This window comes from Actinoplanes lutulentus (assembly GCF_003259845.1).
GTDB lineage: Bacteria > Actinomycetota > Actinomycetes > Mycobacteriales > Micromonosporaceae > Actinoplanes > Actinoplanes lutulentus.
This window is the reverse complement of the sequence record NZ_QLMJ01000008.1, coordinates 279,147-303,280: the sequence shown is the minus strand read 5'-3', so window position 1 is coordinate 303,280 and position 24,134 is coordinate 279,147. Positions and strand designations below refer to the sequence as shown.

Below are 24,134 nucleotides of genomic sequence, written 5' to 3'. Positions count from 1 at the left end.
GGTTCGGCGCCTCCATGCCTGACACGGTCTGCCACCGGCACGCGACGCTGCCGAGGAGCTTACCCGGCGACGCCGCGCCTAGCTCGGAGGGCCGGCGAGCATGCTCGCTTTGAGCAGGCCGTTGCGGAGCGGCAGGGCGTGGCGCATCCGGGTCATCCGGGCGGCGATGGCGGCCACCCGGGCCAGTCGCTGGGTTGCGGGGCGGCGGCTTCGATCGTACAAAAGTGGGCCGTTCTGCTGCCGCAGGCAGGCAGCGAGGGTGACCGCGTCGATGATGGCCTCGCAGGCGCCGCGGCCGAGGTCGGGGTTCATCGCGTGCGCGGCGTCGCCGATGAGGACGGCGTTGCCGTGCACGAACGACGGCAGCGGTGGTGTGACGTAGATGTCGTGGCGCAGGATGCGGGATTCCTCGATCGCGTCGAGTACCGGGCGGACCGGCGCTGCCCAGTCGCCGAAGATGCGGTGCAGTGCGGCGACCTCGTGGCCCGGCTCGAAGCGGCCTTCGGGCGCTGCGGCCGCCGCGAACCAGTTGGTGCGGCCGCCCTCGTGCGGTGTCACGCCGAACTTGGCGCCGCGTCCCCAGATCTCGGCGAACTCCGCCGTCGGCATGTCCTCGATGGTTCCGCGCCAGGCGGTGCTGCCGGAATATCGCGCCTGGTAGGCCGGGCCGAGCAGGCGGTCGCGGGTGCGGCTGAACACGCCGTCGGCGACCACCAGGAGGTCGGCTGTCTCGTCCAGACAGGAGACCGGCTCGCCGAAACGCAGATCCGCTCCCGCGTCGGCTGCGGCCTGGTGCAGGATCGCCAGCAGCGCCGGCCGGGAGATCAGGTAGACGTCGTCGCCGGTGCGTTTCCGCAGCCTGGCGATGTCGATCGTGGCGATCCGTGAGCCGTCCGAGCGCAGGAACGCACCGGCCTGCTGGCGGCTCCCGGTGCGCCGGACCTGGTCGCCGACACCGAGTTCGTCGAGTGCCCGCAGCGCGGCCGGCCACATTCCGAGTGCGGTGCCGGTGCTGGGCAGCGCCGCGTTTCGCTCGCGGAGCGTGACTTTGTGCCCGTCGCGGGCCAGTGCTATCGCGGCGCTGAGTCCGCCGATGCCACCACCGATGATTTCCATGCGTCGGACGCTACAACATCTGTTGTTTTTCGACAACAGGTGTTGTGAGCGGTAGGGTGACGCGGTGCCATCCCGCCGCGAACAACTGCTCGACGCCGCGATCGGCGTCCTCGGTAACCAGGGGTCGCGAGCGCTGACCCACCGCGCGGTTGATGCCGCGGCGTCGATGCCTTACGGGTCGACCGCGAATTACTACAAGACCAGGGACGCGCTTATCAGCGCGGTGGTGGAACGCTTCGCGGAACGCGATCGCATCGGGTGGGAGACCATAACCACTTTTGTACGCCCGGCGAACACGGCTGAGCTGGCAGCGGGGCTGATCGGGTACGTGCAGCGCGCCCTCGGTCCGGAACGCGCCGTCACGGTGGCCCGGTACGGGCTGTTCCTTGAGGCGACGCTGCGCCCGGAGCTGCGGGATCCTCTCGCCGAGTCGGCACGGGAGCTGCGGAAATGGGCGGCGACGTGGTTGCGGGAGATCGGCTCGGCCGACCCGGAGGGTGACTGTGAGGCCGTCTTCGACTATTTGGACGGCGTGATCCTGCACCAGCTCGCGTTCGATGGGCAGGTCGGCGGCGACTGGCAGGCGGCGGTCGAGCGGACGGTGCTGCGCCTCGTGGCGTGATGCGCCGGCGGCCTATTTTGCGGATGCCTCGGCCTGGTCGTAGGTCTGGATCAGCGCGTCCAGGAATTTGAGCACCGTGGTGCTCTCCTGCTCGGACAATGAGCTGACCAGGGCTTCGACGCCGTCGATCAGGGGCGCGACCCGGCGGTTGGCCTCGTTCGCGGAGTCGTCGGAAGCGGTCACAACGAGTTTGCGGCCGTCGGTGGGGTGGCGGTCGCGGCGGATGTGGCCGGCCGACTCGAGGCGGTTGAGCACCAGGCTGGTCGCCGCCGTGGAGATGTCGAGGCGGTGGGCCAGATCGGTCGGACTGGTCGGTCCGGAGGAGATCAGGTGGTCCATCGCCTCCAGGCCGGGCAGGTCGACGCCCAGGTCACGGGCCATCCGCCGCTCGAAGCTGGGCGCATCCCCGCTGGGCCTGCAGTGGGTGATCGGCGGGTACGCCCTGACCCTCGGCGCAGGGCTGATCATCGGCGGGCGGCTCGGCGACCGGTACGGCCGGCGCCGGATGTTCCTGCTCGGCCTCGGCGCGTTCAGGCTGGCCTCGGCGCTGTGTGCCGCGGCGCCGACGATCGAATCGCTGATCGTGCTGCGCCTGGCGCAGGGCCTGGCCGGGGCGATGCTGCTGCCCCAGGGTCTAGGCCTGCTGCGGGAGAACTTCTCCGGCAAGGAGCTCGCCCAGGTGTTCGGTGTGTTCGGCCCGGTGCTCGGGCTGGGCGGCATCATCGGGCCGGTCCTCGGCGGCGGCCTGATCTCCGCGGACCTGTTCGGCTGGGGCTGGCGCACGGTCTTCCTGATCAACGTGCCGATCGGTGTTACCGCGCTGATCGTGTCCTGGCTGATCCTGCCGAAACGGCCCGGCGACCGCTCGGTGGGCATCGACCTGACCGGTGCGGCCCTGGTCGTGGCGTCCTCAGCGCTGCTGGTGCTGCCGCTGAACTTCGGCCAGGAACGCGACTGGCCGCTGTGGACGTGGCTGAGCATCGCCGCCGGGCTGGCCGGGTTCGTCGGATTCGGGCTGCAGCAGCGGGGGAGGGCGGCCGGTGGGCGTACCCCATTGGTTGTTCCGACGATCTTCGGCCGTGGGGCGTACACGGTGGGTTTGGTAGGAATTGCGCTGTTTTTCAGCGCATTGATCGGCACGCAGCTCGTCCTGACGCTGTTTCTGCAGATCGGTCATGGCTTCACCGCGGGTGAAGCCGGGCTGGGCAACCTGCCGGTGGCGATCGGCACGGCGGTCGGTGGCGCTCTGAGCGGCGCGATCCTGGCCGAGCGGCTCGGGCGGGTGGTGCTGCAGCTGGGCGCGGTGATCCAGCTCGGTGGGGCGGCGCTGCTCTGGAGCGAGCTGGGCCACGACGGGCCGTTCTCGATCTGGGGCATCGTGCCCGGCATCGCTCTCGCCGGGATGGGCTCGGGCGTGGTCATCGCCGCGCTGTTCAGTGTCATCCTGGCGGCTGTCCGCGACGACGAGATCAGTTCCGCGTCCGGCGTGCTGACCGCGGTGCAGTCGATTGCCGGCTCGATCGGCGTGGCTATCTTCGGCTCGGTGTTCTTCGACGGGATCACGACCGGCAGCGCCGAGCAGGCGTTCCGGCACACGCTGACGGTGCTGGTGGTGCTGGTGGTGCTGCTGGTCGCGTTCCTCGCGCTGACCTTCGCGTTTCCGAAGAAGGCGCGTGCTGACTCGCACGACACCTCGCCGGTGCCCGTGGCGTGACGGCGCGGTCAGGGTTTGACGCGACCCGCGTCGTTGGGGCGGTGGACGCGCATCCAGCGCTCCACCTCGGCCAGATCCCAGACCTTGCCCATCCGCAACACCTGGTACGGCTCGGGGAAATCGTCCCGGCTGATCAGCTGATATGCCCGCTGGCGGGACACCCGCAGCCAGGACCGGATCTCCGCCGCACCCACAAGGACCACGTTGTTCATGCCCGCCGAGGCTAGTCCCATACCAAGTAGTAAGCGACAACTAGTCGTAGGCGTGGCACGTTTTCGGTCGTCGATTCCCCGCAAGGAGTGACCCCGGTCGTCAGAGTGCGGCGCTCAGGTTCTCCAGAGCGGTACGGAACTCGTCAGCCGGCAGGTGCCCGAAGCCGACCCGGAAGATCCGGTCGTCCTCGCCGAACCAGGATCCGGGCGCGACCCGGGTGTCCAGCTCCGCCAGCCGGCGATAGAAGGCAGGCACGTCGACGCCGGCGGGCAGGCGCAGGCAGCAGAGCGGCCCGCCGTCCGGGACGACCATCTCGACCTGCTGTTTCGCCGCCCAGCCGCGCAGTTCGTCCAGGGCCGGCGCCAGGAAAGCGGCGCGGTCGGCGAGGATCTCGGTGCTGCGGCTCAGCACCCGGGTGGCGAGGAATTCGTCGAGGTTGGAGCAGGCGATCGTGGTCAGGAATTTGGCCTCGCGCAGCTGTGTGTACAGGGCGGGATCTGTCACGGTCAGCCAGCCGATGCGCAGGCCGGGTGCGCCGTGCGCCTTGGAGATCGACGAGCAGGTGACCAGGCCGGGCGACAGGGTGGCTACCGACGGTCGGACCGGTGTTTTTGCGTACGAAGATTCGCGGTAGATCTCGTCGACCAGGACCACCGCCTGGGGTGCGCGCCGGCGCACCGCATTGAGAAGGTCACGTAGTTCGGTCTCGGTGAACATGACGCCGGACGGGTTCTGCGGCGAGGCCAGGGACACCAGCTTGGTGTGCGGCCCGAGCGCTGCGGTGATCTCTTCCAGGGGGAGACGGTATCCATCGTCAAACGACGCTTTTATCAGGTCGACCTTCGCGCCGAGCCCTTCCGGGACGCTGCGTGCCGGCGGGAAGCACGGTGTGACCAGCAGGGCCCGGTCACCCGGTTCGCAGACCGCCTGGGCCAGCAGGAACATCGCCTCGATCGCGCCGACGGTGACCAGCACCTGGTCGGCGGTCACGCCGGTACGGGCGGCGATCAGCTCGCGCAGGGCGAGGTCGCCGCGGGTGGTGCCGTAACCCATCGGGACCGCCGCGAGCTCGTCCGGTTCGGCGAGGTCACCGAGGCGGACCGGTGGGCAGGTGCTCTCGGCCAGGTCGTACCGGACGGTGGAGTCGATCAGCGCGGTCATCGGGCTCGGTGCGAAGGTGGTCATACTGCCCATCGTCGGCCGCGCCGGCGACGATGGGCAGAGCCAATCCCGTTCTGCTGGATCGCCGGTGCCCTCAGGGCTGCGCGGGCTCGGCGGCTCCCGCTGTACGGCGGGCCGAAGCCACAGTGATGGCGACCAGTGCTGCCAGCAGGACGGCGATCACCGTGACCGGTGCCGGACCGAACGGGGCCAGCAGCACCAGGGCGGCGGTGACCGGGTACGCGGCCAGGCCGGCGCCGGTCTGCACCGGTCGCACGTGCAGCAGCCAGATGGGCACCAGCAGGATCGCCACCGGGATCGCGATGGCGTACCCGGCGACCGTGCCGGAGATCTCCGCGTGGTGCATGTCGTAGTCCACGACGACGCCGATGCCCGCGCCGATGGCGGCCGCCGCCGCGAAGATGAAGTAGTGGCCGTACCCCCACAGCAGTGAGGTGCGCAGCGTGGTGAGCAGCCGGTGTGCCGGGCGCTCGAAGTACAGCCACCAGAGCGCGAACACGATGACCAGGCCGGAGACGGCGAGGGTGACCAGCTCGGCGAGGTGCTCGCCCTCGTCGACGCCGGTGCGCACGGCGATCGTGGCCGAGGCGACGGCCTCACCGAGCACGATGATGGTGAACAGGCCGTACCGCTCGGCGATGTGGTGCGGGTGGTACGTGGTTGGGCCGCCCTTGGCGCGTTCGGCCAGGGCGGGTACCAGCAGTTCGGCCACCACCAGCAGCACGAACAGCGGCACCGACCAGGAGTCGGGCAGCGCGAGCCGGATCAACCACAGCACCTGGACGATGGTGATGCCGGCGGCGTAGCTGAGGGCCACGCGGCGGCGTTGCCGATCGTTGCGGGCGGCGCGGAGCCATTGGGTCACCAGGGCCAGCCGCATGATCACGTACCCAAGGGTGATGGTCGTGTAGTTGCCGCCCTCGAACGCGGACTCGACGCCGGCGGCCAGCACCAGCGCGCCGGCGATCTGGACCAGCGTGGTGATCCGGTAGACGTCGTCGTCGGTGTCGTAGGCCGAGGCGAACCAGGTGAAGTTCATCCACGCCCACCAGATCGCGAAGAACACCATCAGGTACGCCCCGACGCCGTGCGCCACGTGGTTCTCGGTGATCGCGTGGTGCAGCGGCAGCGCGGCCTGCGCGACGGCGACCACGAAGCAGAGGTCGAAGAGCAACTCCAGGGGAGTGGCCGCCCGGTGGCCCTCGTCGGCTGATCGGGCCCGCATCGGGGTCAGCCAGCCGCGTCGTTCCTGGTTGGTCATGTCGTTTGCCGTTCCATGGGGAGCAGCATGCCTGATGACCGTGGCCTGGGCGTTGACGCCTCCGGTCTAGCCGTGGTTACGTTAACATTCAGTTTCATCGATGTTAACGGAGGTGTGCGGTGAGGGTTCTCGTGGCCGTGCTCGTGCTCATCGCTGCGGTGATGCTGCCCGCCGGGCCGGCGCAGGCGGCTCCTGTGACGGTGACCAATGGTGTGCAGTTCGCCGACACCTCCGGCAATGTTCTGCATGCGCACGGTGGTGGGGTGCTGAAGGTTGGTTCGTATTATTACTGGTTCGGGGAGAACCGGAACTCGGATAACACTTTTCGAGCGGTTTCGGTTTATCGGTCGACTGACCTGCGTACGTGGGAGTTTCGTAACAACGTGCTGACGCCGGCGGCTGCTGGTGAGTTGCAGGGTGCCAATATTGAGCGGCCCAAGGTTGTTTATAACGCTGCTACCGGGCGTTATGTGATGTGGATGCACAAGGAGAACGGTACGGATTACAGCGAGGCGCGGGCGGCGGTGGCGTCATCGGCTACTGTGGACGGCGTTTATACGTATCATGGTAGTTTCCGGCCGTTGGGCTCGCATATGTCCCGGGACATCACGTTGTTTGTGGACGGTTCTACCGGATACATGATCTCGGCCGCGGATGAGAACTATGACCTGCATATTTATCGGCTGACCAGTGATTATCTGGGTGTGGCGTCGCTTGTCGGAAATTTCTGGAATGACGCGCACCGGGAGGCGCCGGCGTTGTTCAAGCGTGGGGGCACGTATTTCATGCTGACCTCGGGTGCTACGGGGTGGAGTCCTAACCAGGCCAAGTATGCGACTGCGTCTAGTGTTGGTGGGCCCTGGAGCGGATGGACCAACACCGGTGACGGGACTACGTTCCGGTCGCAGCCTACGTTCGTGCTTCAGGTTGGTGGCAGCTATCTCTACATGGGAGATCGGTGGGCTGGTGCCTGGGGTGGGCCGGTCAATGATTCGTCGTATGTGTGGTTGCCGATTAGTTTTCCGAGTGCTACCAGTATGAGTTTGAACTGGTATCCGACGGTGACTATTGACGCTGCGGCGGGCACTGTTGTCGGTAATCCGGTCAGTTATCAGCGTGTTGTCAACCGCAACAGTGGTCGGGTTATAGATGTTGTCAGTAGCTCGGTTGCTGACGGGGCTGAGGTCAAGCAGTATGCGTGGAATGGTGGGAATAATCAGCGCTGGGAGTTCCGGGATGTCGGTGGTGGTTATCTCAACATCGTGAACCAGAACAGCGGGAAGTGTTTGGATGTTTCGTCGGGGTCGGGTGCTGACGGCGCTAATGTTATTCAGTGGAGTTGTGGGGCGGGCGCTAATCAGCAGTGGCAGTGGCAGGCGATCGGGAGTTATTTCCGGTTGGTGGCGCGGCATAGTGGGAAGTGTCTTGATGTGGTTGGGTCGGGGACTATTGATGGGACGGATATTCAGCAGTTCGCTTGTGGGAGTGGTGCGAACCAGCAGTGGTCCCGGGTGGCCGTTTGAACTCGACAGATGACGAGACGTCCGTTTAGTCCTGAATGATGGAAGCCGTTCGGCTTTCCGACGGCTTGCAATGATGATTGCCGCCATCCTTGGTGGCCGATCCGCCGCGTCGCGTCAGGCGCGGGGCTGGCTGGTGCGCGGCGAGTTCGCCACCGCAGTCGGTTGATTGAGAGACCAGAGTCCGAGACTCAGCTGTTTATCAGGGCGTTACCAGGCCCGGCGAATCCAGCTTCGGGAACGATCTTGTGCATGGAAATACATTGCTGCATGATCACCGGCCTAACCATAGATCTTTTCGGGGGCTGGGGTCTGTCGTGGATAGTCGGGATGTCCGCATTGGTGTGTCCTTCTCTCTTCGGAGACTTCTCGCCGGAGGCCTGGCCGCGGTCCTGACCGCGACCCTTTTGACGGCGTCTCCGCAGCCGGCCGCGGCTGAGCCCGGCATCGGTGGATCACGGACCCATCCTGCTCAGGCGATGGGTTCTGCCGAAGGTACGGACCACTCGGCGTCCGCGAGCGATACCGATGCGCGGGGTTCGAAACCGTCCGGTGATCCGAAGCTGCCGTCGCACGTAAAGAACACGGTCGGCAAGGAACGGGCCTACCCCGACCCGCCGACGGTGGGCGGCGCTCAGTGTCTCGGCTGTGCTCCCGGCACCCGTCCGCTCCGGGCGAAGTCGGATTCTCCGGCCGCCGAGGACGCCGAGCAGCCGGCGAGCGCGATCCAGCAGGAAAGCGCCGCGGTGACCGGTTTCCAGCAGGGCCGATCGACCGAGCTGGTAGAGGAACGCACCGAGGCCTCCACCGTCTTCGAGAACCCGGACGGGACCAAGACGGCCCGGATCTTCGCGGGGGCGACCTATGCGCGTGACGACAGCGGCGCGATGGTGCCGATCGACACGACGCTGACCACGAGTGCCGACGGCCGGCTGCGTCCGGTCGCGGCGGCGGACGTCTCGTTCGCCGGGCAGGTCACGGCGGAGCGGCTGGCAAGCATGACCGTGGCCGCCGGGCTGGAGGCCTCCTTCGGCCTGGCCGGCGCCGAGCCGGTCACCGGGGCTGCCTCCGGCTCTGAGGTGCGTTATCCGGGCGTGCTGCCGGAGACCGACCTGGTGCTTACCGCGACCAAGGAGGGCTTCAAGGACGAGCTGATCCTGCACTCCGCGGCCGCGCCCGTCCGCTACCTGTTCCCGATGCAGCTCAAGGGCCTCACTCCGGAGATCCCGGCGAACACCGGCCGGGTGGACCTGCGCGACGAGACGGGCGAGGTGCGGGCCAGCATCCCGCCGGGCTTCATGTACGACTCGACGCCGGATCCGAGGACTGGTTCGGGTGTGCTCTCCACCGGCGTCACCTACCGGATCGTTCCGGACGGCACCGGCTGGCAGCTGGAGGTGACGCTGGACGGCGCGTGGCTGCGTGATCCTCAGCGACGGTTCCCGGTCACGGTCGACCCGCCGCTGACCATGCGGGAGCCCGCGTTCCAGGACACCTTCGTCTCCAGCAGCTATTTCGCCAAACGTGACAACGGTGCCTTCACCTACCTGAAGGTCGGCACCCCTAACGGCGGCGTCGAGAAGGCCGCCACCTACCTGCAGTTCATCCACGTCGGTGAGCTGGAGCAGCGGTACATCGTCGGCGCCTCGCTGAGCCTCTATCAGAACTGGGCGCCAAGCTGTACGGCCGCCAACGTGACCGTCTATCCGGTGACCGAGTCGTGGTCCCAGTTCTCCGGCAAGGGGACGACCTGGCCCGGCCCGGCGTACGACTCGGCGGACTCGATCGGCCAGAAGTCGTTCAACCGGGGCGGCAACTGCGCGAGCAAGGCGGCCGGATACGAGACGATCACGCTCGACCGTGCCGAGATGACCGAGCTGCTCGACAAGAACCACGATTTCTACGGCTTCACCCTGCGTGCCTCCAACACCAGCAGCAGCGCCGAGAAGTGGTTCTATTCAGGGGAGAATCCGACCGGCAACTACCCGTTCATCGATATCGCGTTCGCCGACGCGGCCGCCTCGTTCTCGCTGCCCAGCGCGGTGTTCGACCCGCCGGTCACCCCGCAGACAGCCGGTGAGATCGACATCCGGGCCAAGAACGTCGGCGCGGCGAGCTGGACACCGACCAACGGTTATCACGTCACCGTCGACGTGGTGAACAGCGCGGGCCAGCTCTTCGATTTCCGCATGATCAAGCCCGGCACCACGCTGGATCACCTGGAGACCGGCACGTTCACGTTGCAGGTGCAGCCTCTGATCGCCGGTACCTACACCGCGAAGATCGATCTCGTCGGCCCGAACGGGCTGGCGAGCAGTTTCGGCGTACCGATAGCGACGTTCTCGTTCAAGGTGCTGCCGGCCTCGCCACCGGAGATTCTCTCTTATCATCCGCCGAACAACGCCCAGGTCGCCACGTTGCGCCCCACTCTGTGGGCGCAGTACTACGACGCCGACAACGCGCCCGGCGTGCCGAACTACTGGTTCGAACTGTGCAACGGCGGCACCGTCGACGCTCCCACCGGCTGTGTCAACACCAACTGGATCACGTCGTCGACGTGGACGGTCCCGGCCGCCTCGCTTGCCTGGGGCAAGACGGCGTTCTGGTACGTCGCGGTCTACGACGGCGCCAACGCGACCTACCTGGAAGGTCCGTACGCTCTGACGCCGGTGATCGCGCAGCCGGCGGTCACCGCGCACCTGGCAGCGGCGTCCACCGACGCCGACGTGCCGGGTGTGAACCCGCAAGCCGGCAACTACTCCGCCTCGGTGGTCGACGCGGCGGTTCCGGTCCCGGGACCACCACTGGAGATCCGCCGCACCTACAACTCACAGGATTACCGCGGCGGCGGCCCGGACAACAATGTCGCGCTGGGCCGGGCGGCGACCGGCTCGGCAGCCTGCGCGACCACCGAGGGCCCGGAGAAGGCGGTCACCGGCAGCACCCTCGACAAATGGTGCTCCAAGGCGGCCGGCGCCTACCTCCAGGTTGATCTCGGCGCGAAGCGCACCGTCCGGTCGTTCGTGATCCGCCACGCCGGCTCCAACGGCGAGGCGGCGGACTGGAACACCAGCGCCTACAACATCCAGATATCCACGAACGGCAGCACGTGGACGACGGCGGTGACGGTGACGGGCAACACCGCCGCCGTCACCACCAACACGATCACCGCGCAGACCGCCCGGTACGTGCGGCTCAACGTGACGACACCGACGTCGAGCACCACCGACAGCGCGACACGGATCTACGAGTTCGAGGTCAACGGGAACAGCGGCGCGTTCGGTGCCGGCTGGTCCACACCGCTGGACCAGGTGGTCGTCGCCGACCCGGACGGCAGCGGCAACGTCGTGGTCACCCAGGAGTCGGGCCGGCAGGTGCGGTTCGGCAAGAACGCCAACGGCACCTACACCTCGCCGCTCGGCAAGTCCGTCTCGCTGGTTCGCGGCACCGCCAACTGGACGTTGCGCGACAGCTCAGGGGAGAAGCGGGTCTTCGACGACCTGGGGAACCTGACCAGCATCGTCGACGCGAACGGCCGGGTGCAGCAGTTCACCTACACGGCCGGCCGGGTCTCCAAGGTCACCGACGTAACGAGCGGCCGGTCGCTGACACTGACCTGGGCCGACGGCAAGGTGATCGAGGTTCGGGCGGACGCGCCGCTGACCGGTGGCGCGCAACCCCTGTGGACGTACACGTACTCGGGCAACACCCTCACGAAGGCGTGCTCGGCGGTGAACGCCTGCACCGGATACGGCTGGTCCGCCTCCTCGCACTACCGCTCGGTCGTCCTCGACGACAACCCGACGGCGTACTGGCCGATGACCGAGTCGGCCGGCAGCACCGCGGCGAACCTGACGGCCACCAAGCCGGGCCAATTCAACGGCACCTACGGCAAGGTGACCTTCAACCAGACCGGTGCACTGCAGGGCACCAGTGACAAGGCGGTGTTCTTCGACGCCGCGAATAACGCCTCCATGCAACTGCCGGACAACCTGCTGACCTCGACCATGTCGTTCACGGTTGAGCTCTGGTTCAAAGCCGCGTCCGGCATGACCGGTGTGCTCTACGGCGAACAGAACAGCGCGCTCGGCACCACGCCGAAGCGCTGGAGCCCGGGGCTGTACGTCGGCACCGACGGCAAACTGCACGGCCGGGTCTGGGCCACCGGGGGAACCCAGGTGGTGTCGGCTGCCCGTGTGGACAACGGTGCCTGGCACCACGCGGTGATTTCGGTGAATCTCGACAAGCAGGACGTCTATCTCGACGGCGTGCGCGTCGGCGGGATCAGCGGCTACCAGGTGTACCGCTCCGACATGGCGAAGGCCTCGATCGGCAACGGATACACCTCCGGCTGGGCCGGGGGATCGACGGGCTACCTGCCCTTCACCGGCCAGATCGACGATGTGGCGGTCTACCGGCACTCGCTGGGCGCCCTGCAGGTCTCCGCCCACTACGCGGCGCGAACCGCTTCGGTGCGGCTGGGCAGCGTCACCGAGCCGAACGCCTACGTCTCCACGCAGCTGGCCTACAACACGAACTCGGGACGGCTCGCGACGGTTCGTGACCGGGAGGGCGCGACCTGGACGGTCACCCAGCCGACTCTCGGCGACGGGGTACGCAAGGTCGCACTCGCCTCGACCGGCCGCGACACCGTCACCTACACCTACGACCTGTTACGCGGTGAGCGGCTCACCGAGCGGATGAGTGACGAGGGCGTCGAGAAGTGGGACTACGACGCCAACGGCTTCATCATCAAGTACACCGATGCCAACGGGCGCGCCAAGTTCCTCTACCGGGATGCTCGCGGCAACCTCACCGCCGAGGCGGTCTTCCAGTCCGGCCTGTGGCGGTGGAAGAACTACGGCTACTACCTGAACACGGCCGACCCGCTTGACCCACGAAACGACCGGATCACCTGGAAGACCGGCACCCGTAACGGCTGGGACGGCGACGAGCGCAACCGGATCATCTACGAGCTGGACACCGCCGGGCGTACCACGAAGATCACCTATCCACTGCCGGCCGGGCCGTCGTCGCGGCCCACCGAGGTGGTCTCCTACACGGCAGGGACGGAGACCGCGGTCGGCGGTGGTGTGATGCCGGCCGGTCTCCCGCTGCAGATCACCAGCAAGCTGGGTGGCGTCACCACCCACGCGTACACCGCCAAGGGCGACCTGGCCCGGGTCACCGATCCGCTCGGGCTGATCGAGAACTACGGGTACGACCTGCTCGGGCGCCGGATCAGCCGTGCCGAGAGCGCGGTGGTCAGCGGGGCGACCGTCACCTACGGCACCTGGAGTACGGCCTACGACGCGATGTCGCGGGTGGTCACCGAGACCGCTCCAGGCGTTGCGAACCCGGTGACCGGTAAGACGAACACCCAGCAGACCGAGTACGAGTACCAGCCTTCCGGGCTGCTGAAGGTGAAGCGGCTCAAGGACACCACGGGTGGCGATCCGTCGCGGGTGTGGAGCTACACCTACGACCCGGCCGGCCGGGTCGAGACGACGACCACGCCGGACCTCGCGGTCGAGCGGACGGAGTGGAACACCGCCGGTGACATCGCCAAGCTCACCCAGGCCGGCGGCCTGATCCTGGAGTACCGGTACGACGACGCGCGCCGGCTCGTCGAGACTGTCGCCACGGGTGCGAACGTCGACCCGATGGACCCGGTCAGCACCCGTCTGGTGCTGGAGGCCCGTTCCTACGACCCGGCCGGGCAGCTCGCCTCCGTGGTCGACTCGATGGGCCGGGAGACCGCGTACACGTACCACAACGACGGTCAGCAGGAGACGGCCAGCCGGGTTCGTCGCGACGCGACGGGTGCGGTGGCGTCCAGCACCGAGCTGGAACGTTACGAGTACGACCCGGGCGGCAACGTGATCCGGGTGACCCGCGCCGGCGGCGTGGTGGAGGACTACGACTACGACGACGCCGGGATGCGCAACCGGGAGACTCTCGACGCGGGCGGGCTGGCGCGTACCACGGTGCGGACCTTCGCCGCGGACGGCTCGATCGCCTCGGAGCGGAGCTCCAACGGGTTCACCTTCATCACCGGCCGGCCGGTCGAGACCCCCTATCTGTACGCGGCGGGCGGCTCGCTGATCGACCAGGGCGGGAGCCGGTACGCGGACGGTACGAACGCCATGGTCTACCGCTTCGTGTTCCCGTCCGACACCGTCTCCGGGCGGCTCTTCCTGGAGGTCCGCAACCAGTACCTGGTCCAGTTCAGCTCGGACAACCAGACCTGGACGGACGTCATCAAGGAGACCGGCGATATCCGCAACGGCTCCAACCGGGCCCAGTGGAACCTCGACCTCACCTCGCAGCTCGCCAAGGGCAAGACCGTGTACGTGCGGGTCGGCGACAGCCAGCCGGCCAACGGCTGGGGTGGCCTGGTGTCCCGGGTCGCCGTGGAGTACGACAGGTCCGGGCAGCAGGCCGCGAAGACGACCTACCAGTACAACGCGGCCGGTGAGCTGACCAAGACCTCGGTGGACACCACCGGCTCGTCGTCCACGCCGTCGGTGACCGAGCAGGTCCGTGACGTGCGAGGGCTGGTCAGCCGGTCGGTCGACGCGGCCGGTGTGGCGACCGATCACACCTACGACGCCCTCGGGCACCTGCGGACGAGCACCGAGGCAGCTCGCACGGTCTGGCGTGACGGGGTGAGCACCGCCGGGGTCACCCCGGTCACCACATACGGGCGCAACACGTTCGGCGACGTGACCCAGGTGCGCGACGCACACGGTGCGACGGTCAGCTCCGGGTACGACGGGTTGGGCCGGGTCACGTCGACGACCCTGCCGTCGTACGCCCCGGCTGCCGGGACCACCATCGCCCCGACCGTGACGACCACCTACACCGCTGCCGGCAAGCCGCAGGTGGTGACCGACGGGCTGAACCGGAGCACGACGCGCACGTACGACAAGTACGGGCGGGTCATCGCGATCACCGGCCAGGACCCGGACGACGACGGGCCGCAGCCGGCTCCGGTGACCCGGTACGGATACGACCGTGCCGGTGAACTGCTGGAGACCGCGGAACCGGGCGGTAGCCGGACCCTGGCTACCTACAACGACCTCGGTCACCAGATCACCAGCACCGAGGCGGAACGGACCAGCGGCGGGACCGCGTACTTCACCACCGAGCTCGGCCGCTCGGACGCCGGCCTGCTGACCAGCGTCACCTCACCGGACGACCGGACCACGCGGTACGAGTACAACAAGGCAGGCGAGCGGACCCTGACGATCCAGGGAACCAACCTGCGGACCGAACAGCGATACGACGCACAGGGCCGGATCAGCGCCGTCATCGTCGGCGAACAGAGGGCGGTCGGTTATCGGTACGACGCGGCCGGCCGCCTGCTGGCCGAGACGGACCACAGGGTCAGCAGCGGGGTCCTGTCGGCGGCGCAGCGCACGAACCGGCTGGAGTACGACGCGCTGGGCCGGCCGTTCCGGGTAACCAGCCCGGGTGGCCGGGTCACCCAGTACCAGTACGGTCCCGGACCGGATCCGGCCATCGTTACCCAGCAGGGTGTCTCGGGCAACGACATCGTCGTCACTCTCGGATATGACGCTCTGGGCCGGCGGACGCGCGTCGTCGACGGCCGAGGCAACGCGACCGACTACCTGCACAACGACTGGGGAGCGACGGTTGCGGTCCGCGAGCCGGGCACCGAGGCTGCCTCGGCCCGGACCTGGCGGTCGGTCTACGACGCCGGTGGCCAGCTGGTCGCTGAGCTGACTCCGGACGGCGTCAGCCGTACCCGGCAGTACGACGATCTCGGCCGGATGGTCGAGGAGACGGCGTCCGGCGGCACGGCGCAGGCCGCCTCGCGGACCTTCGAGTACGACGAGGCGGGCCGTACCGTCGCCGTCGGCGGACCGGGTACGCAGCGGTCGTACGCCTACAACGACCGGGGTCTGCTGGTGAGCTCGGTCGACGGGGGCGGCACGTCCACCTTCACGTACGACGGCGACGGCAACCTGTCCAGTCGTTCCGACGCCGCCGGCACCGGCTATTTCGGGTACGACGCGGCGGGCCGGCTGTCCACGGTCACCGACGGGCTGACCTCGCGGGTGGCGGGGTACACCTACAACTCGGTCGGCAACCTGGGGGTGATCGATTACGGCGGCGGGGCGGTGCTGCGGGAATTCACCTACGACACGCTGGGCCGGCTCGCCACGGACACCGTGAAGAACCCCAGCGACGCCGCCACTCTCAGCACCGCGTACGCCTACGACCTCGACGATCTGGTGACGTCCCGTAAGACCACGGGCGGCGCGGGTGCCGGCGAGAACAGCTACACGTACGACTTGTTCGGCCGGCTGGCGAGCTGGGCCGGACCGGACAACACCACCGTGATGTACGCGTACGACAAGGCCTCCAACCGGATTCAGGAGGGCACCCGCACTTACGCCTACAACCAGCGCAACCAGCTCACCGGCGCCTCCGGTGGTGGTGAGGCCGACCTGGTCAACACCTGGTCGGCCGGCGGGAACCTGCTGAGCTCCAGCCTCGGCGGTGCCACCACCACGTATCGGTACGACGGGTTCGACAAACCGGTCGAGGTGGCCACGCCGGGACACACCGTCTCGTACAAGTACGACTCGTTCGGCCGGTTGGCGGAGCGCAACGGCATCGCGCTCAGCTACAGCGATCTGTCCAACAACCCGGTGCAGGTCCCGACCGGATCGGGTGAGGCGGCGATCTTCCGGGATCCGGCCGGGAAGGCGTTCTCCGAGCAGCAGGGCTCGGACCCGGCCAGACAGCTAGTCGACGAGGCGATCCATGGCGACGGCGTGGCCGCGATCAGCGGGAGTACCGGCGAGGTCCTGGCCAGCCGCAGCTACCAGCCGTACGGCGAGGTCGCCGCGAGCAGCGGCACCCTGTCCACCGGATTCCAGGGTGGCTGGACCGACCCGGTCACCGGTGATGTCAACGCCATGGCCCGCTGGTACAGCCCGTCGCAGGCGGGCTTCACCACCCGGGACACGCTGACCCTGGACCCGGATCCGACGGCGCAGACCAACAGGTACGCGTACGGCAACGCCAACCCGATCACGAATAACGACCCGAGCGGCCACTGCGGGTTCTGCGTGATCCCGATCGGCATGGCCGTCGGGTACTTGGTAACGGCCGTCGTCGCCTACGTGGCGGTCGACTACTGGGTCGAGTCGGGTGCGGCGTACAAGTCGATCACCGATCTGTACGCCCTCGGCGACGCCGGTGTCACCGCGATGCTCGACGGCCTGCACCAGGCCGGCGTGTCCGCGATCAACGCGATCTGGGCGGTGTACGACGCCTATGCGACCGACGTGCGGGTGGCGGGGATTGCCGCGCCTGCGCTGGGTATCGAGGCCCCCGTCGTGGTGCAGTCGCCGGCGGGTACCCCCGCGGCCACGGTGCCCGCCACCACCCCGGCGATCACCCTGCCGGCGGCGGTGCTGCCGAGCATGGGGGAGACGCTGAGCCATGTCGCGGCGGCGGCCGCGCCGATCGCTCTGCTCCCGGCCGGGCAACTCGCCAAGAACACCCTCTCGAACGTGGCGGCCGGGGTGCGGATCCCGTCGCTTGTCGTCGCGGAGGCCGACGAGAACCAGGCGGCCAACCAGGCCGTCGTCGCGGCGGCGGCGGCGGAGGCGGTCAGCGAGACCACCGGCACCGGCGACCCGAAGTGCGACGACGGTGATCCTCGCCAGCTGATCGAGGAGGTCGCCCAGCAGATCGCCGACGCCGGCACGAAGAGCATCGATCGCGACATCACGCCCGGGCAGTGGAATAGGATCAAAGAAGAGGGCAAATTCTATCTAATCTGGTACGCCCGCGGTCATATCGTCCATAAGCGCACGTTTGACGCATTGGACGCTGCCCAGCCGGGCCGATTCCTCTACAACGCCTCCAAGGGTGTCGACTTCTATGACACCTGGACCAAGACCTGGGTCGAGCTGACCACCCGCGGCGAGTTGAAGAAACACCAGAACAAGGGCGAAGACGACTGGAAGGACAAACCGGGCTACGACCCGAACTACAAATCGTGTAAATACTCGCTCTACGGCTGGAACGTGAACACGAAGTACGACTTCGAACCATGACAGCCGGGCGTCCGCGCTCAGTACAGTGACGGTCACCGGCAGGGACGAGGGGTGGAGCATGGAACGGATCGTCGTCGATCACGAACACGTGGTGGGAGCCGACTATTCGGGCCTGGCGCTGGATCAGTTCAGCGCGGAGGGCTCCACCTTCGAGAACTGCCGGTTCGACCGCACCAAGCTGGGGCACGCGGCGCTCGGTGCGGGCACGGAGCAGTCGTACTACCTCGGCTGCTCCTTCGACCGGGCGTCGTTCGCCGCGCTCGGCGGCTTCGCCCGCTTCACCGGCTGCACCTTCCGCAACGTCCGGTTCAGCCAGATCAACGCCGACTATCTGGAGTTCATCGACTGCTCGTTCACCGGCCGGATCACCGGCCTCGAGCTGCAGGGCGCACCGAGCACTCCGCAGGACCGATTCGACATCGTGCTGTCGGTCCTGGCGCGGCAAGGCCGCCCCGAGCCCTCCGGATACCGGGAATTGGTCTTCCGCGAGCACAACGAGATCCGTGGCAACGACTTCACCGGCGCCGAGCTGATCAAGGTCTGGTTCCGCCGGGGAGTCGACCTGAGCGCCCAGAAACTCCCGGCCGGCGACGACTACGTCTACCTGCCGGATGCGGAGACGGCCGTGCTTCACGCCCTCGCCAGGCTGGAGCACAACCAGGCGGAAGAGGCGGTTCGGGCCAAGTCCTTCCTCCAGGACATGCTCGAACGTGAGATCGGCGCCGGGCAGGCGCAGCTGCTGCTGCGCCCCAAGGACTTCGAGCGGCGCAAGGTCGTCCCGCCCGAGGTGCTGCTCGCCGCGAGCCTGCTCCGCGACGTCGCCGCGGGTGCGAGGTCATAGGAGGGCCGCTGTCAATGACCGACCTGGATTCGAGTCGTTCCACGGTGACCATCGGGACGATGCCGTCACGCCGGAATCTCGGATCCCTCCACGCACTCGGGTAGGTGGACGAGCACTGCGGGCGGATAGTGCCTCGTGAGCATCGTCAGCCCGCCCGTCTTGTCGCACGGTCGGCCGGATCAGATTGGGATGCGTCGAGCCAGCCGAGGATGCGGTCGTAGATCGCGTCGTCGCGGCCGCTGGTGTGATGCCCGTCGGCGCGGTCGTCGATCATGTCGATCACGCACGACTCCAGATAGAGCCGCAGCGAACGCCGATGTACCACGCCCTGTTCGGCCAGCTCGACCTTGCCAGGTGCGCACGGCCAGGGCTCACCGCAGGCCAGGCAGTCCCACGCCGGCCGGTCGGGCTGGTGTGGCGTCCTCGGGACCAGCATCAATGGCCACCGTTCGCGCGTCGGCGCTGAGCCGGGGTGAGTGCTCCTGCCCGCCCGACCTGGTTGTAGGACTGCGTCGGCAGCGTCGCCCAGCTCGGTGTGTTCGGCGGGTGCGGTAGGGTAGTCGCTGCGGGCAGGTCGACGGTGGTCGTTGCGCCGCAGCGCGGGCACCACCGGCTCTTGACCTTGAAACTGATCAGGCCGGCGAGAAACCCCACCAGGAGCGCGCTCGTCGCCGCTATCGCCACCACTCGGGTTCACCTTTCGTGGTCGTCGCCATGTCCTGCCTTTCGTGATGTCGAGGGCACGCCAGCCTGCGACGTACTGTCACGGTGGTCCGCCCGTCGGTCCGCAGGTTTGTCGTGGTGCGGCCGGGACCGCGTGCCCGATCTCGATGCAAGGGCTTCGCTGCTTTTCACCAGGTGTCTCGGTCACAGCGTGGCGGCCCGATGACCCGGAATTGAAGGCGACAGGCGTCAGCCGCTGTCAGCCGACGCGCCAGGTGTCGGAGTACAACTTGGAGGGCGTACGGCTACTGTGCGCTGATGAGCGTTGAGCCGAAGAGGGCCAGTGAATGGACCATCCACGGGGAACGCGTCGTCGACGACACCCGGCGGGCGGTGCTGAGCATCGCGGACGTGGAGCTACCCGATGGCGTTCGCTTCGAGCAGTACGTTCTGCGCATCCCGGCCGCCGCGATGGTCATCGTGCTCGACGACGACGAACGCGTGCTGATGATGTGGCGGCACCGGTTCATCGTGGACCGCTGGGTCTGGGAGTTGCCCGGCGGCTACCTCGATCCGGCCGAGGACTCGATGACCTGTGCCGCACGCGAGGTCGAGGAAGAAACCGGCTGGCGGCCGCGCAGCATCGAGAAGCTGATCAGCTTTCAGCCGATGGTGGGCACCATCGACCAGGAGAACATCGTCTACCTCGCCCGTGGCGCCGACTTCACCGGCGCGGCCCCGGACATCAACGAAGCCGAGCGACTCGGCTGGATTCCGCTCGACGAGATCCAGCAGCACATCGACGATGGCACCATCGTCGGTGCCGGCTCCGTCTCCGGCCTGCTCGCCCTGCTGCTGCGCAAGGCGACCGGCAAACTTTAAGCGCTCGCCAGGACCGGCCGGGACCGCTCGGTGAAGTCCTGCACCGCGGGCAGACCGACATGCTTGGAGAGCCGGTCGGCGAGGTCGGTCAGGTAGTCGCGGGCGCGTACTGAGTGCAGGTCTTCCGCGGCCTCGACGGCATCGATACCGACACGTGCGGCCTCCTCCGGCTCACCGTTCTGCGCGTGTGCCACGGCGAGCAGGACGAGGTTGAACTGCCGTCCACGCGCGTACTGGCGACCGTCCATGTCGAGCGACCGGGTAGCGATGTCGCCTCTGCCCAGGGCAGTGAAGCAGTGTCCGAACTTGGCCGCCAGGTATGACTCGTCGAAGTAGCCGATCCACTGCGGCTCGCTGGTGCGGTCGGCCTTTTCGAAGATCGCTTCGGCCCTGTTCAGCGCTGCTGCGCAGGCCTTTTCGTTGCCGCCGACAGCATGACCCTGTGCTTCGAGGACCGCTGATTCCGCCTCGATCGCGGCGATACCCGCCTCGGCCGCCGCGCGGCTGGCGGCCTTGGCGAGATCCACCGCCTCGCCGGACGCGCGCAGGAACGCGGCCTGGTGGCTCATCGCCGCCAAGATCTCCGCGCCCAGTGCTCGATCGCCAGCGCCCGCCGCGAGGCGTAGAGCCTGGATCAGGTATCGCTGGGCCAGCCCGTGCAGCCCGGCGTCGTATGAGGCCCAGCCGGCCAGTTGCGTCGTCTCCGCGACCGCGGACAGCAGCTGGCGTCCGGTCGCCACGTTGTAGCGGCCGTTGATCAGCTCGGTGACCTCGGCGTTGAGGAACCGGATCAGGCTGTCGCGGATGTGGCCGCCGCCGAACTGGTTGTCCAGCGTCCGGTACGTGGAGGTCATCCGGCGCACGGTCTCGATGTCGGCAGTCCCGATCAGCCGCTCGCCGTTGCCGGCCGGGCGCTCGTCGAGTGACGACATCAGCCATCGCATCGCCGCAGGCAGGAAGGCGGTCGCGCTGAAGCCGACCTGCCGAAGAAGGTTCCGCCGCTGCATATCGCCTCGCCAAAGATCAACAGCGACATCTATGCCATGCCGCCAGTCCGGCGCGAACTCTAGCCCGGACGGCGTGGACACCACCGCTGGTTCGAAGGTGACTTGCCGGGCATCGGTGTCGGCTGACACTTCGGAGACCATGGCGGACAACTGCCCGGCGGCGCCAAGCGCTTGATCCAGCAGAACCGCGACGGAGAGGCTCGGCCGTTTGGTCCCCGATTCGAGATCCCACAGATGGCCGTGCGAACAATGGATCATCCCGCCGAGTCGGCGCAGCGACAATCCGTGCTGTTCACGCAGTTCTTTAAGCTTGCGGCCGAAGTCGGGATGGGCAACAACAATCCGTCGCGGCATCGGCCACCCCCAACGACTCCGATGAACGGTGAGTCCATTTATCCGAACCGGGCTCACCGGACACCATAGCCCTCAATAGGACGTTTCCGGTGGTCACACAACAGGGTGGATCAGATGGCCGAGACCGGCCCGCGCATGGCGGCGGCGACCTGCGGGTGGGCTTTAAACTCCGGCGGTGATGGTGCGTATGGCTGGTGTGGACGATGTGGTGGCTCTCGCCGAGCTGCGGGACATCGAGCCCAACCAGCTCCCCGCGTTCACCGACTGGATGGCTGCTCACGCGAAAACCCACCTGCCCTTCGTCGCCGAGGTCGATGGGCAGATCGTGGGCTGTGCCTGGTTGCTCGTCGCTGAGCGGGTGCCCGGCAACGGCGACCTGGACCGCCGCTTTGGCGACATCCAGTCGGTCATGGTCCGCGAGGAACATCGCGGCCAGAGCATCGGCTCCGCACTGATCGAAGCGATCCTCACCGAAGCCCGCAGACAAGCACTCCTCCACGTCACCGTCCACTCCGGGCGCCGGGCTGTCGACTTCTACCTGCGCAACGGCTTCGGCCACCACCGCCAACTCCTGCTCTGGCCCTAGGCTGAACCCCATGAAGATCGTTGTTCTGGACGATTACCAGCGGGTGGCGCGGGCCTACGGGCCTTTCGAGACGCTTGCCGACGCCGAGGTCGAGGTTCTGCACGAGCACCTCGCCGACCACCACGACCTGGTCAACGCACTGACGGGCGCACAGGTCGTCGTCGCTATGCGGGAACGCACCCCGTTCACCGCGGAACTCCTGCGCGACCTGCCCGACCTGCGGCTGCTGATCACCACCGGCATGGTCAACGCGTCCATCGACCTGGCCGCCGCGAAAGAGCAGGGCGTTACCGTCTGCGGCACCACCGCCGCCGGCTCGGCGGTCAGCTCCAACACCGCCGAGCTCACCTGGGCGCTCATCCTCGCCGTCCAGCGCAACGTCGTCACCGAGGACCGGGCGCTGCGGGCCGGTCGCTGGCAGACCACCGTCGGCACGGATCTCAACGGGAGCACGCTGGGCGTACTCGGGCTGGGGCGGCTCGGCAGTCAGATCGCGCGGATCGGGCGGGCCTTTGACATGCGGGTGATCGCCTGGAGTCAGAACCTCACCGCCGAACGCGCCGCCGAGGTGGGCGCCACTCTGGTCAGCCGGGATCAGCTTTTCGCTGAGAGCGACGTGCTCAGCGTTCATCTCAAGCTTTCCGATCGTACGATCGGACTGGTCGGCGCCGCCGAGCTGAAGGCCATGAAACCGTCGGCTGTCCTGATCAACACTTCGCGGGGGCCAATCGTCGACCGGACGGCGCTTGCTGTCGCGCTGACCACTGGCTCCATCGCCGGTGCGGGGCTCGACGTCTTCGACACCGAGCCGCTGCCGGCCGGGGATCCGCTGCGGGCCGCACCCAACACGGTGTTGCTGCCGCACCTCGGATATGTCACCGACCGGACCTATCAGGGCTGGTTCCAGCAGATCGTGGAGAACATCGCGGCGTGGCAGGCCGGTACGCCGCTGCGCACTATCGGCTGATCTCCAGCAGGTGCATCGCCTCGCGGTTGTCGGCTCGGGACCAGAACAGTTCGTGCAACTCCGGTGGCAGCTCGTCGCGGTGGGAGCCGGTGTGGCCTCGGCGGAAGAAGCGGTCGTCGCGTAACCGGAGCTCGTCCATCGACGGGATGGCGGGATCAATCACGGGGGTGAGGGCCGGTGCCAGCGCTGACACGATCGTGGTCACGTGGTGGATCGGATCGCTGGTCAGGTCCTCGTAGCGCAGCACCATCCGGTGCGCGGCCGGCGGGTGCAGCCAGCTGAGGACGTTGGCGCCCCAGCTGCCGGTTCCGGTGGGGGACTGGCGCAGGATCTTGGTGCGGAGTTCGGGCTCGTAGCGGCTCGGGTCGTTCTCGTGCACGTCGGTGTCGCGCCGGCGGTGGGTCTTGATGAAGTGCGGTTCGGTGTCCGCGCGGAGGGTGGCGAGCGTTCCCGGGCGTTCGGTGAACCCGATCAGATCGGGGCCGAGGCGGGCAGCCACACCGTCGACGTCGTAGACGGTCGAGGTGCGGATGCCGTAGAGGCGGTGCAGCACGATCCGCAGGAAGGTGTTGCCCGAGCGCGGGAACGACGCCACCCAGACGATCATCAGGTCGGGGTCAGGCCGATCGAGGCGCGGAAGGAGCCGTCCATCTCGAACGGCACCGATTCGTGTTCGTGGGTGACCAGCCAGCGGCCGTCGATGCGGCGCAGGCCGTGTGTGACCCGGAACCACAGGGTGAACGGCTCGGTCGCGCCGCGCGGGATCGCGGTCATCGCGTCGAGGCTGGTCGCGAACGCCACGTCGCCGTCGGTGGTGATCTCCAGTTGGGTGACCTCGCGGCGCGGGGGTGCCTCGAAGGTTGCCATCCAGGCGCGCAGCGGGGCCGGATCGCGGCTGTCGCCGGGCTGGCGTAGCGGCGGGGCCAGGGAGTACTCGACGAAGGCCGGCGCGTAGTGCGCCAGGATGGCTTCGGCGTCACCCTTCTGCAGTAGCGCGGCCTTGTTCAGGATGACGTCCCGGATCTCGTCCATGACAGGTCCTACCTTTCTCTTTACCCATCATGTCGAAGCCGAGGCAGCCAGCTTCTACAAGATGGGTAAAAGAA

Annotated in this window: 18 protein-coding genes; 8 read left to right on the top strand and 10 right to left on the bottom strand. The window is 67.7% G+C overall.

The genetic code is table 11. The features are described from left to right. Positions 1-78: 78 nt before the first annotated feature. A complete protein-coding gene (locus B0I29_RS19840; protein WP_111650493.1) occupies positions 79-1,116 on the bottom strand; it encodes an FAD-dependent oxidoreductase in 1,038 nt (345 codons plus the stop codon). Between the two features lie 64 nt (positions 1,117-1,180). Between B0I29_RS19840 and B0I29_RS19835 the strand changes: the two genes are divergently transcribed. Beyond that, positions 1,181-1,738 (top strand): TetR/AcrR family transcriptional regulator, encoded by a 558-nt coding sequence (locus B0I29_RS19835; protein ID WP_111650492.1) that lies wholly within the window; start codon positions 1,181-1,183, stop codon positions 1,736-1,738. A 12-nt stretch (positions 1,739-1,750) separates the two neighbouring features. Here B0I29_RS19835 and B0I29_RS19830 read toward each other — a convergent pair whose 3' ends face one another. Beyond that, complete coding sequence (locus tag B0I29_RS19830) at positions 1,751-2,119, bottom strand: MarR family winged helix-turn-helix transcriptional regulator (RefSeq protein WP_220091364.1); 369 nt, start codon at positions 2,117-2,119, stop codon at positions 1,751-1,753. Between B0I29_RS19830 and B0I29_RS19825 the strand changes: the two genes are divergently transcribed. Next, a complete protein-coding gene (locus tag B0I29_RS19825; protein WP_260329970.1) occupies positions 2,016-3,452 on the top strand; it encodes an MFS transporter in 1,437 nt (478 codons plus the stop codon). The genes B0I29_RS19830 and B0I29_RS19825 overlap by 104 nt on opposite strands. Positions 3,453-3,460: 8 nt before the next feature. On the opposite strand, the gene B0I29_RS19820 is transcribed toward B0I29_RS19825, so the two are convergent. From B0I29_RS19820 to B0I29_RS19810, 3 genes are all read right to left on the bottom strand, one after another. After that, on the bottom strand, positions 3,461-3,664 hold the full coding sequence (locus B0I29_RS19820) for a helix-turn-helix transcriptional regulator (protein WP_181557882.1): 204 nt from the start codon (positions 3,662-3,664) through the stop codon (positions 3,461-3,463). 100 nt (positions 3,665-3,764) lie between these two features. Further along, positions 3,765-4,850: a pyridoxal phosphate-dependent aminotransferase gene (locus tag B0I29_RS19815; protein WP_111650490.1), complete on the bottom strand. Its 1,086-nt coding sequence runs from the start codon at positions 4,848-4,850 to the stop codon at positions 3,765-3,767. A gap of 70 nt (positions 4,851-4,920) precedes the next feature. Continuing rightward, on the bottom strand, positions 4,921-6,108 hold the full coding sequence (locus B0I29_RS19810; RefSeq protein WP_111650489.1) for a low temperature requirement protein A: 1,188 nt from the start codon (positions 6,106-6,108) through the stop codon (positions 4,921-4,923). 161 nt (positions 6,109-6,269) lie between these two features. Between B0I29_RS19810 and B0I29_RS19805 the strand changes: the two genes are divergently transcribed. The 3 genes from B0I29_RS19805 to B0I29_RS19795 all read left to right on the top strand — a co-directional run bounded on the left by B0I29_RS19805 (position 6,270) and on the right by B0I29_RS19795 (position 18,569). Further along, positions 6,270-7,631: an RICIN domain-containing protein gene (locus B0I29_RS19805; RefSeq protein ID WP_111650560.1), complete on the top strand. Its 1,362-nt coding sequence runs from the start codon at positions 6,270-6,272 to the stop codon at positions 7,629-7,631. Positions 7,632-8,107: 476 nt separating this feature from the next. Next, positions 8,108-17,728, top strand: coding sequence for a discoidin domain-containing protein (locus tag B0I29_RS19800; protein ID WP_111650488.1), 9,621 nt, complete (start codon positions 8,108-8,110; stop codon positions 17,726-17,728). 58 nt (positions 17,729-17,786) lie between these two features. Further along, positions 17,787-18,569 (top strand): pentapeptide repeat-containing protein, encoded by a 783-nt coding sequence (locus tag B0I29_RS19795; RefSeq protein WP_111650487.1) that lies wholly within the window; start codon positions 17,787-17,789, stop codon positions 18,567-18,569. A gap of 145 nt (positions 18,570-18,714) precedes the next feature. Here B0I29_RS19795 and B0I29_RS19790 read toward each other — a convergent pair whose 3' ends face one another. Next, positions 18,715-19,005: a hypothetical protein gene (locus tag B0I29_RS19790; RefSeq protein ID WP_111650486.1), complete on the bottom strand. Its 291-nt coding sequence runs from the start codon at positions 19,003-19,005 to the stop codon at positions 18,715-18,717. After that, complete coding sequence (locus B0I29_RS19785) at positions 19,005-19,256, bottom strand: hypothetical protein (RefSeq protein ID WP_111650485.1); 252 nt, start codon at positions 19,254-19,256, stop codon at positions 19,005-19,007. Before B0I29_RS19785 ends, B0I29_RS19790 begins: the two co-directional genes overlap by 1 nt. A 291-nt stretch (positions 19,257-19,547) precedes the next feature. Between B0I29_RS19785 and B0I29_RS19780 the strand changes: the two genes are divergently transcribed. Continuing rightward, complete coding sequence (locus tag B0I29_RS19780; RefSeq protein ID WP_375790645.1) at positions 19,548-20,114, top strand: NUDIX hydrolase; 567 nt, start codon at positions 19,548-19,550, stop codon at positions 20,112-20,114. Here the strand turns inward: B0I29_RS19780 and B0I29_RS19775 are convergent. After that, positions 20,111-21,475 carry a helix-turn-helix domain-containing protein gene (locus B0I29_RS19775; RefSeq protein WP_111650484.1) on the bottom strand — a complete coding sequence of 455 codons (1,365 nt, stop codon included), beginning with the start codon at positions 21,473-21,475 and terminating at the stop codon, positions 20,111-20,113. The two genes, B0I29_RS19780 and B0I29_RS19775, sit on opposite strands and share 4 nt — an antisense overlap. Before the next feature lie 178 nt (positions 21,476-21,653). On the opposite strand from B0I29_RS19775, the gene B0I29_RS19770 reads away from it, so the two are divergent. Together B0I29_RS19770 and B0I29_RS19765 are read left to right on the top strand one after the other, a co-directional pair. Continuing rightward, positions 21,654-22,061, top strand: a complete 408-nt coding sequence (locus tag B0I29_RS19770) for a GNAT family N-acetyltransferase (protein ID WP_245972632.1) — start codon at positions 21,654-21,656, stop codon at positions 22,059-22,061. A 10-nt stretch (positions 22,062-22,071) separates the two neighbouring features. Then, positions 22,072-23,028: a D-2-hydroxyacid dehydrogenase family protein gene (locus tag B0I29_RS19765; protein ID WP_111650482.1), complete on the top strand. Its 957-nt coding sequence runs from the start codon at positions 22,072-22,074 to the stop codon at positions 23,026-23,028. Here B0I29_RS19765 and B0I29_RS19760 read toward each other — a convergent pair. Both B0I29_RS19760 and B0I29_RS19755 read right to left on the bottom strand, forming a co-directional pair. Further along, positions 23,018-23,635, bottom strand: coding sequence for a hypothetical protein (locus tag B0I29_RS19760; RefSeq protein ID WP_111650481.1), 618 nt, complete (start codon positions 23,633-23,635; stop codon positions 23,018-23,020). The genes B0I29_RS19765 and B0I29_RS19760 overlap by 11 nt on opposite strands. Next, positions 23,635-24,060 carry a YybH family protein gene (locus B0I29_RS19755; protein ID WP_111650480.1) on the bottom strand — a complete coding sequence of 142 codons (426 nt, stop codon included), beginning with the start codon at positions 24,058-24,060 and terminating at the stop codon, positions 23,635-23,637. The genes B0I29_RS19760 and B0I29_RS19755 overlap by 1 nt, the downstream gene beginning before the upstream one ends. Between the last annotated feature and the right edge of the window lie 74 nt (positions 24,061-24,134).

Excerpts from the sequence above, each read along its gene's own strand:
- B0I29_RS19840 (WP_111650493.1), bottom strand. The coding sequence starts at position 1,116 with ATGGAAATCATCGGTGGTGGCATCGGCGGACTCAGCGCCGCGATAGCA.
- B0I29_RS19825 (WP_260329970.1), top strand. The coding sequence starts at position 2,016 with ATGTCGAGGCGGTGGGCCAGATCGGTCGGACTGGTCGGTCCGGAGGAG.
- B0I29_RS19830 (WP_220091364.1), bottom strand. The coding sequence starts at position 2,119 with ATGGCCCGTGACCTGGGCGTCGACCTGCCCGGCCTGGAGGCGATGGAC.
- B0I29_RS19820 (WP_181557882.1), bottom strand. The coding sequence starts at position 3,664 with ATGAACAACGTGGTCCTTGTGGGTGCGGCGGAGATCCGGTCCTGGCTG.
- B0I29_RS19815 (WP_111650490.1), bottom strand. The coding sequence starts at position 4,850 with ATGACCACCTTCGCACCGAGCCCGATGACCGCGCTGATCGACTCCACC.
- B0I29_RS19810 (WP_111650489.1), bottom strand. The coding sequence starts at position 6,108 with ATGACCAACCAGGAACGACGCGGCTGGCTGACCCCGATGCGGGCCCGA.
- B0I29_RS19805 (WP_111650560.1), top strand. The coding sequence starts at position 6,270 with ATGCTGCCCGCCGGGCCGGCGCAGGCGGCTCCTGTGACGGTGACCAAT.
- B0I29_RS19800 (WP_111650488.1), top strand. The coding sequence starts at position 8,108 with ATGGGTTCTGCCGAAGGTACGGACCACTCGGCGTCCGCGAGCGATACC.
- B0I29_RS19795 (WP_111650487.1), top strand. The coding sequence starts at position 17,787 with ATGGAACGGATCGTCGTCGATCACGAACACGTGGTGGGAGCCGACTAT.
- B0I29_RS19790 (WP_111650486.1), bottom strand. The coding sequence starts at position 19,005 with ATGCTGGTCCCGAGGACGCCACACCAGCCCGACCGGCCGGCGTGGGAC.
- B0I29_RS19775 (WP_111650484.1), bottom strand. The coding sequence starts at position 21,475 with ATGCCGCGACGGATTGTTGTTGCCCATCCCGACTTCGGCCGCAAGCTT.
- B0I29_RS19770 (WP_245972632.1), top strand. The coding sequence starts at position 21,654 with ATGGTGCGTATGGCTGGTGTGGACGATGTGGTGGCTCTCGCCGAGCTG.
- B0I29_RS19765 (WP_111650482.1), top strand. The coding sequence starts at position 22,072 with ATGAAGATCGTTGTTCTGGACGATTACCAGCGGGTGGCGCGGGCCTAC.
- B0I29_RS19760 (WP_111650481.1), bottom strand. The coding sequence starts at position 23,635 with ATGATCGTCTGGGTGGCGTCGTTCCCGCGCTCGGGCAACACCTTCCTG.
- B0I29_RS19755 (WP_111650480.1), bottom strand. The coding sequence starts at position 24,060 with ATGGACGAGATCCGGGACGTCATCCTGAACAAGGCCGCGCTACTGCAG.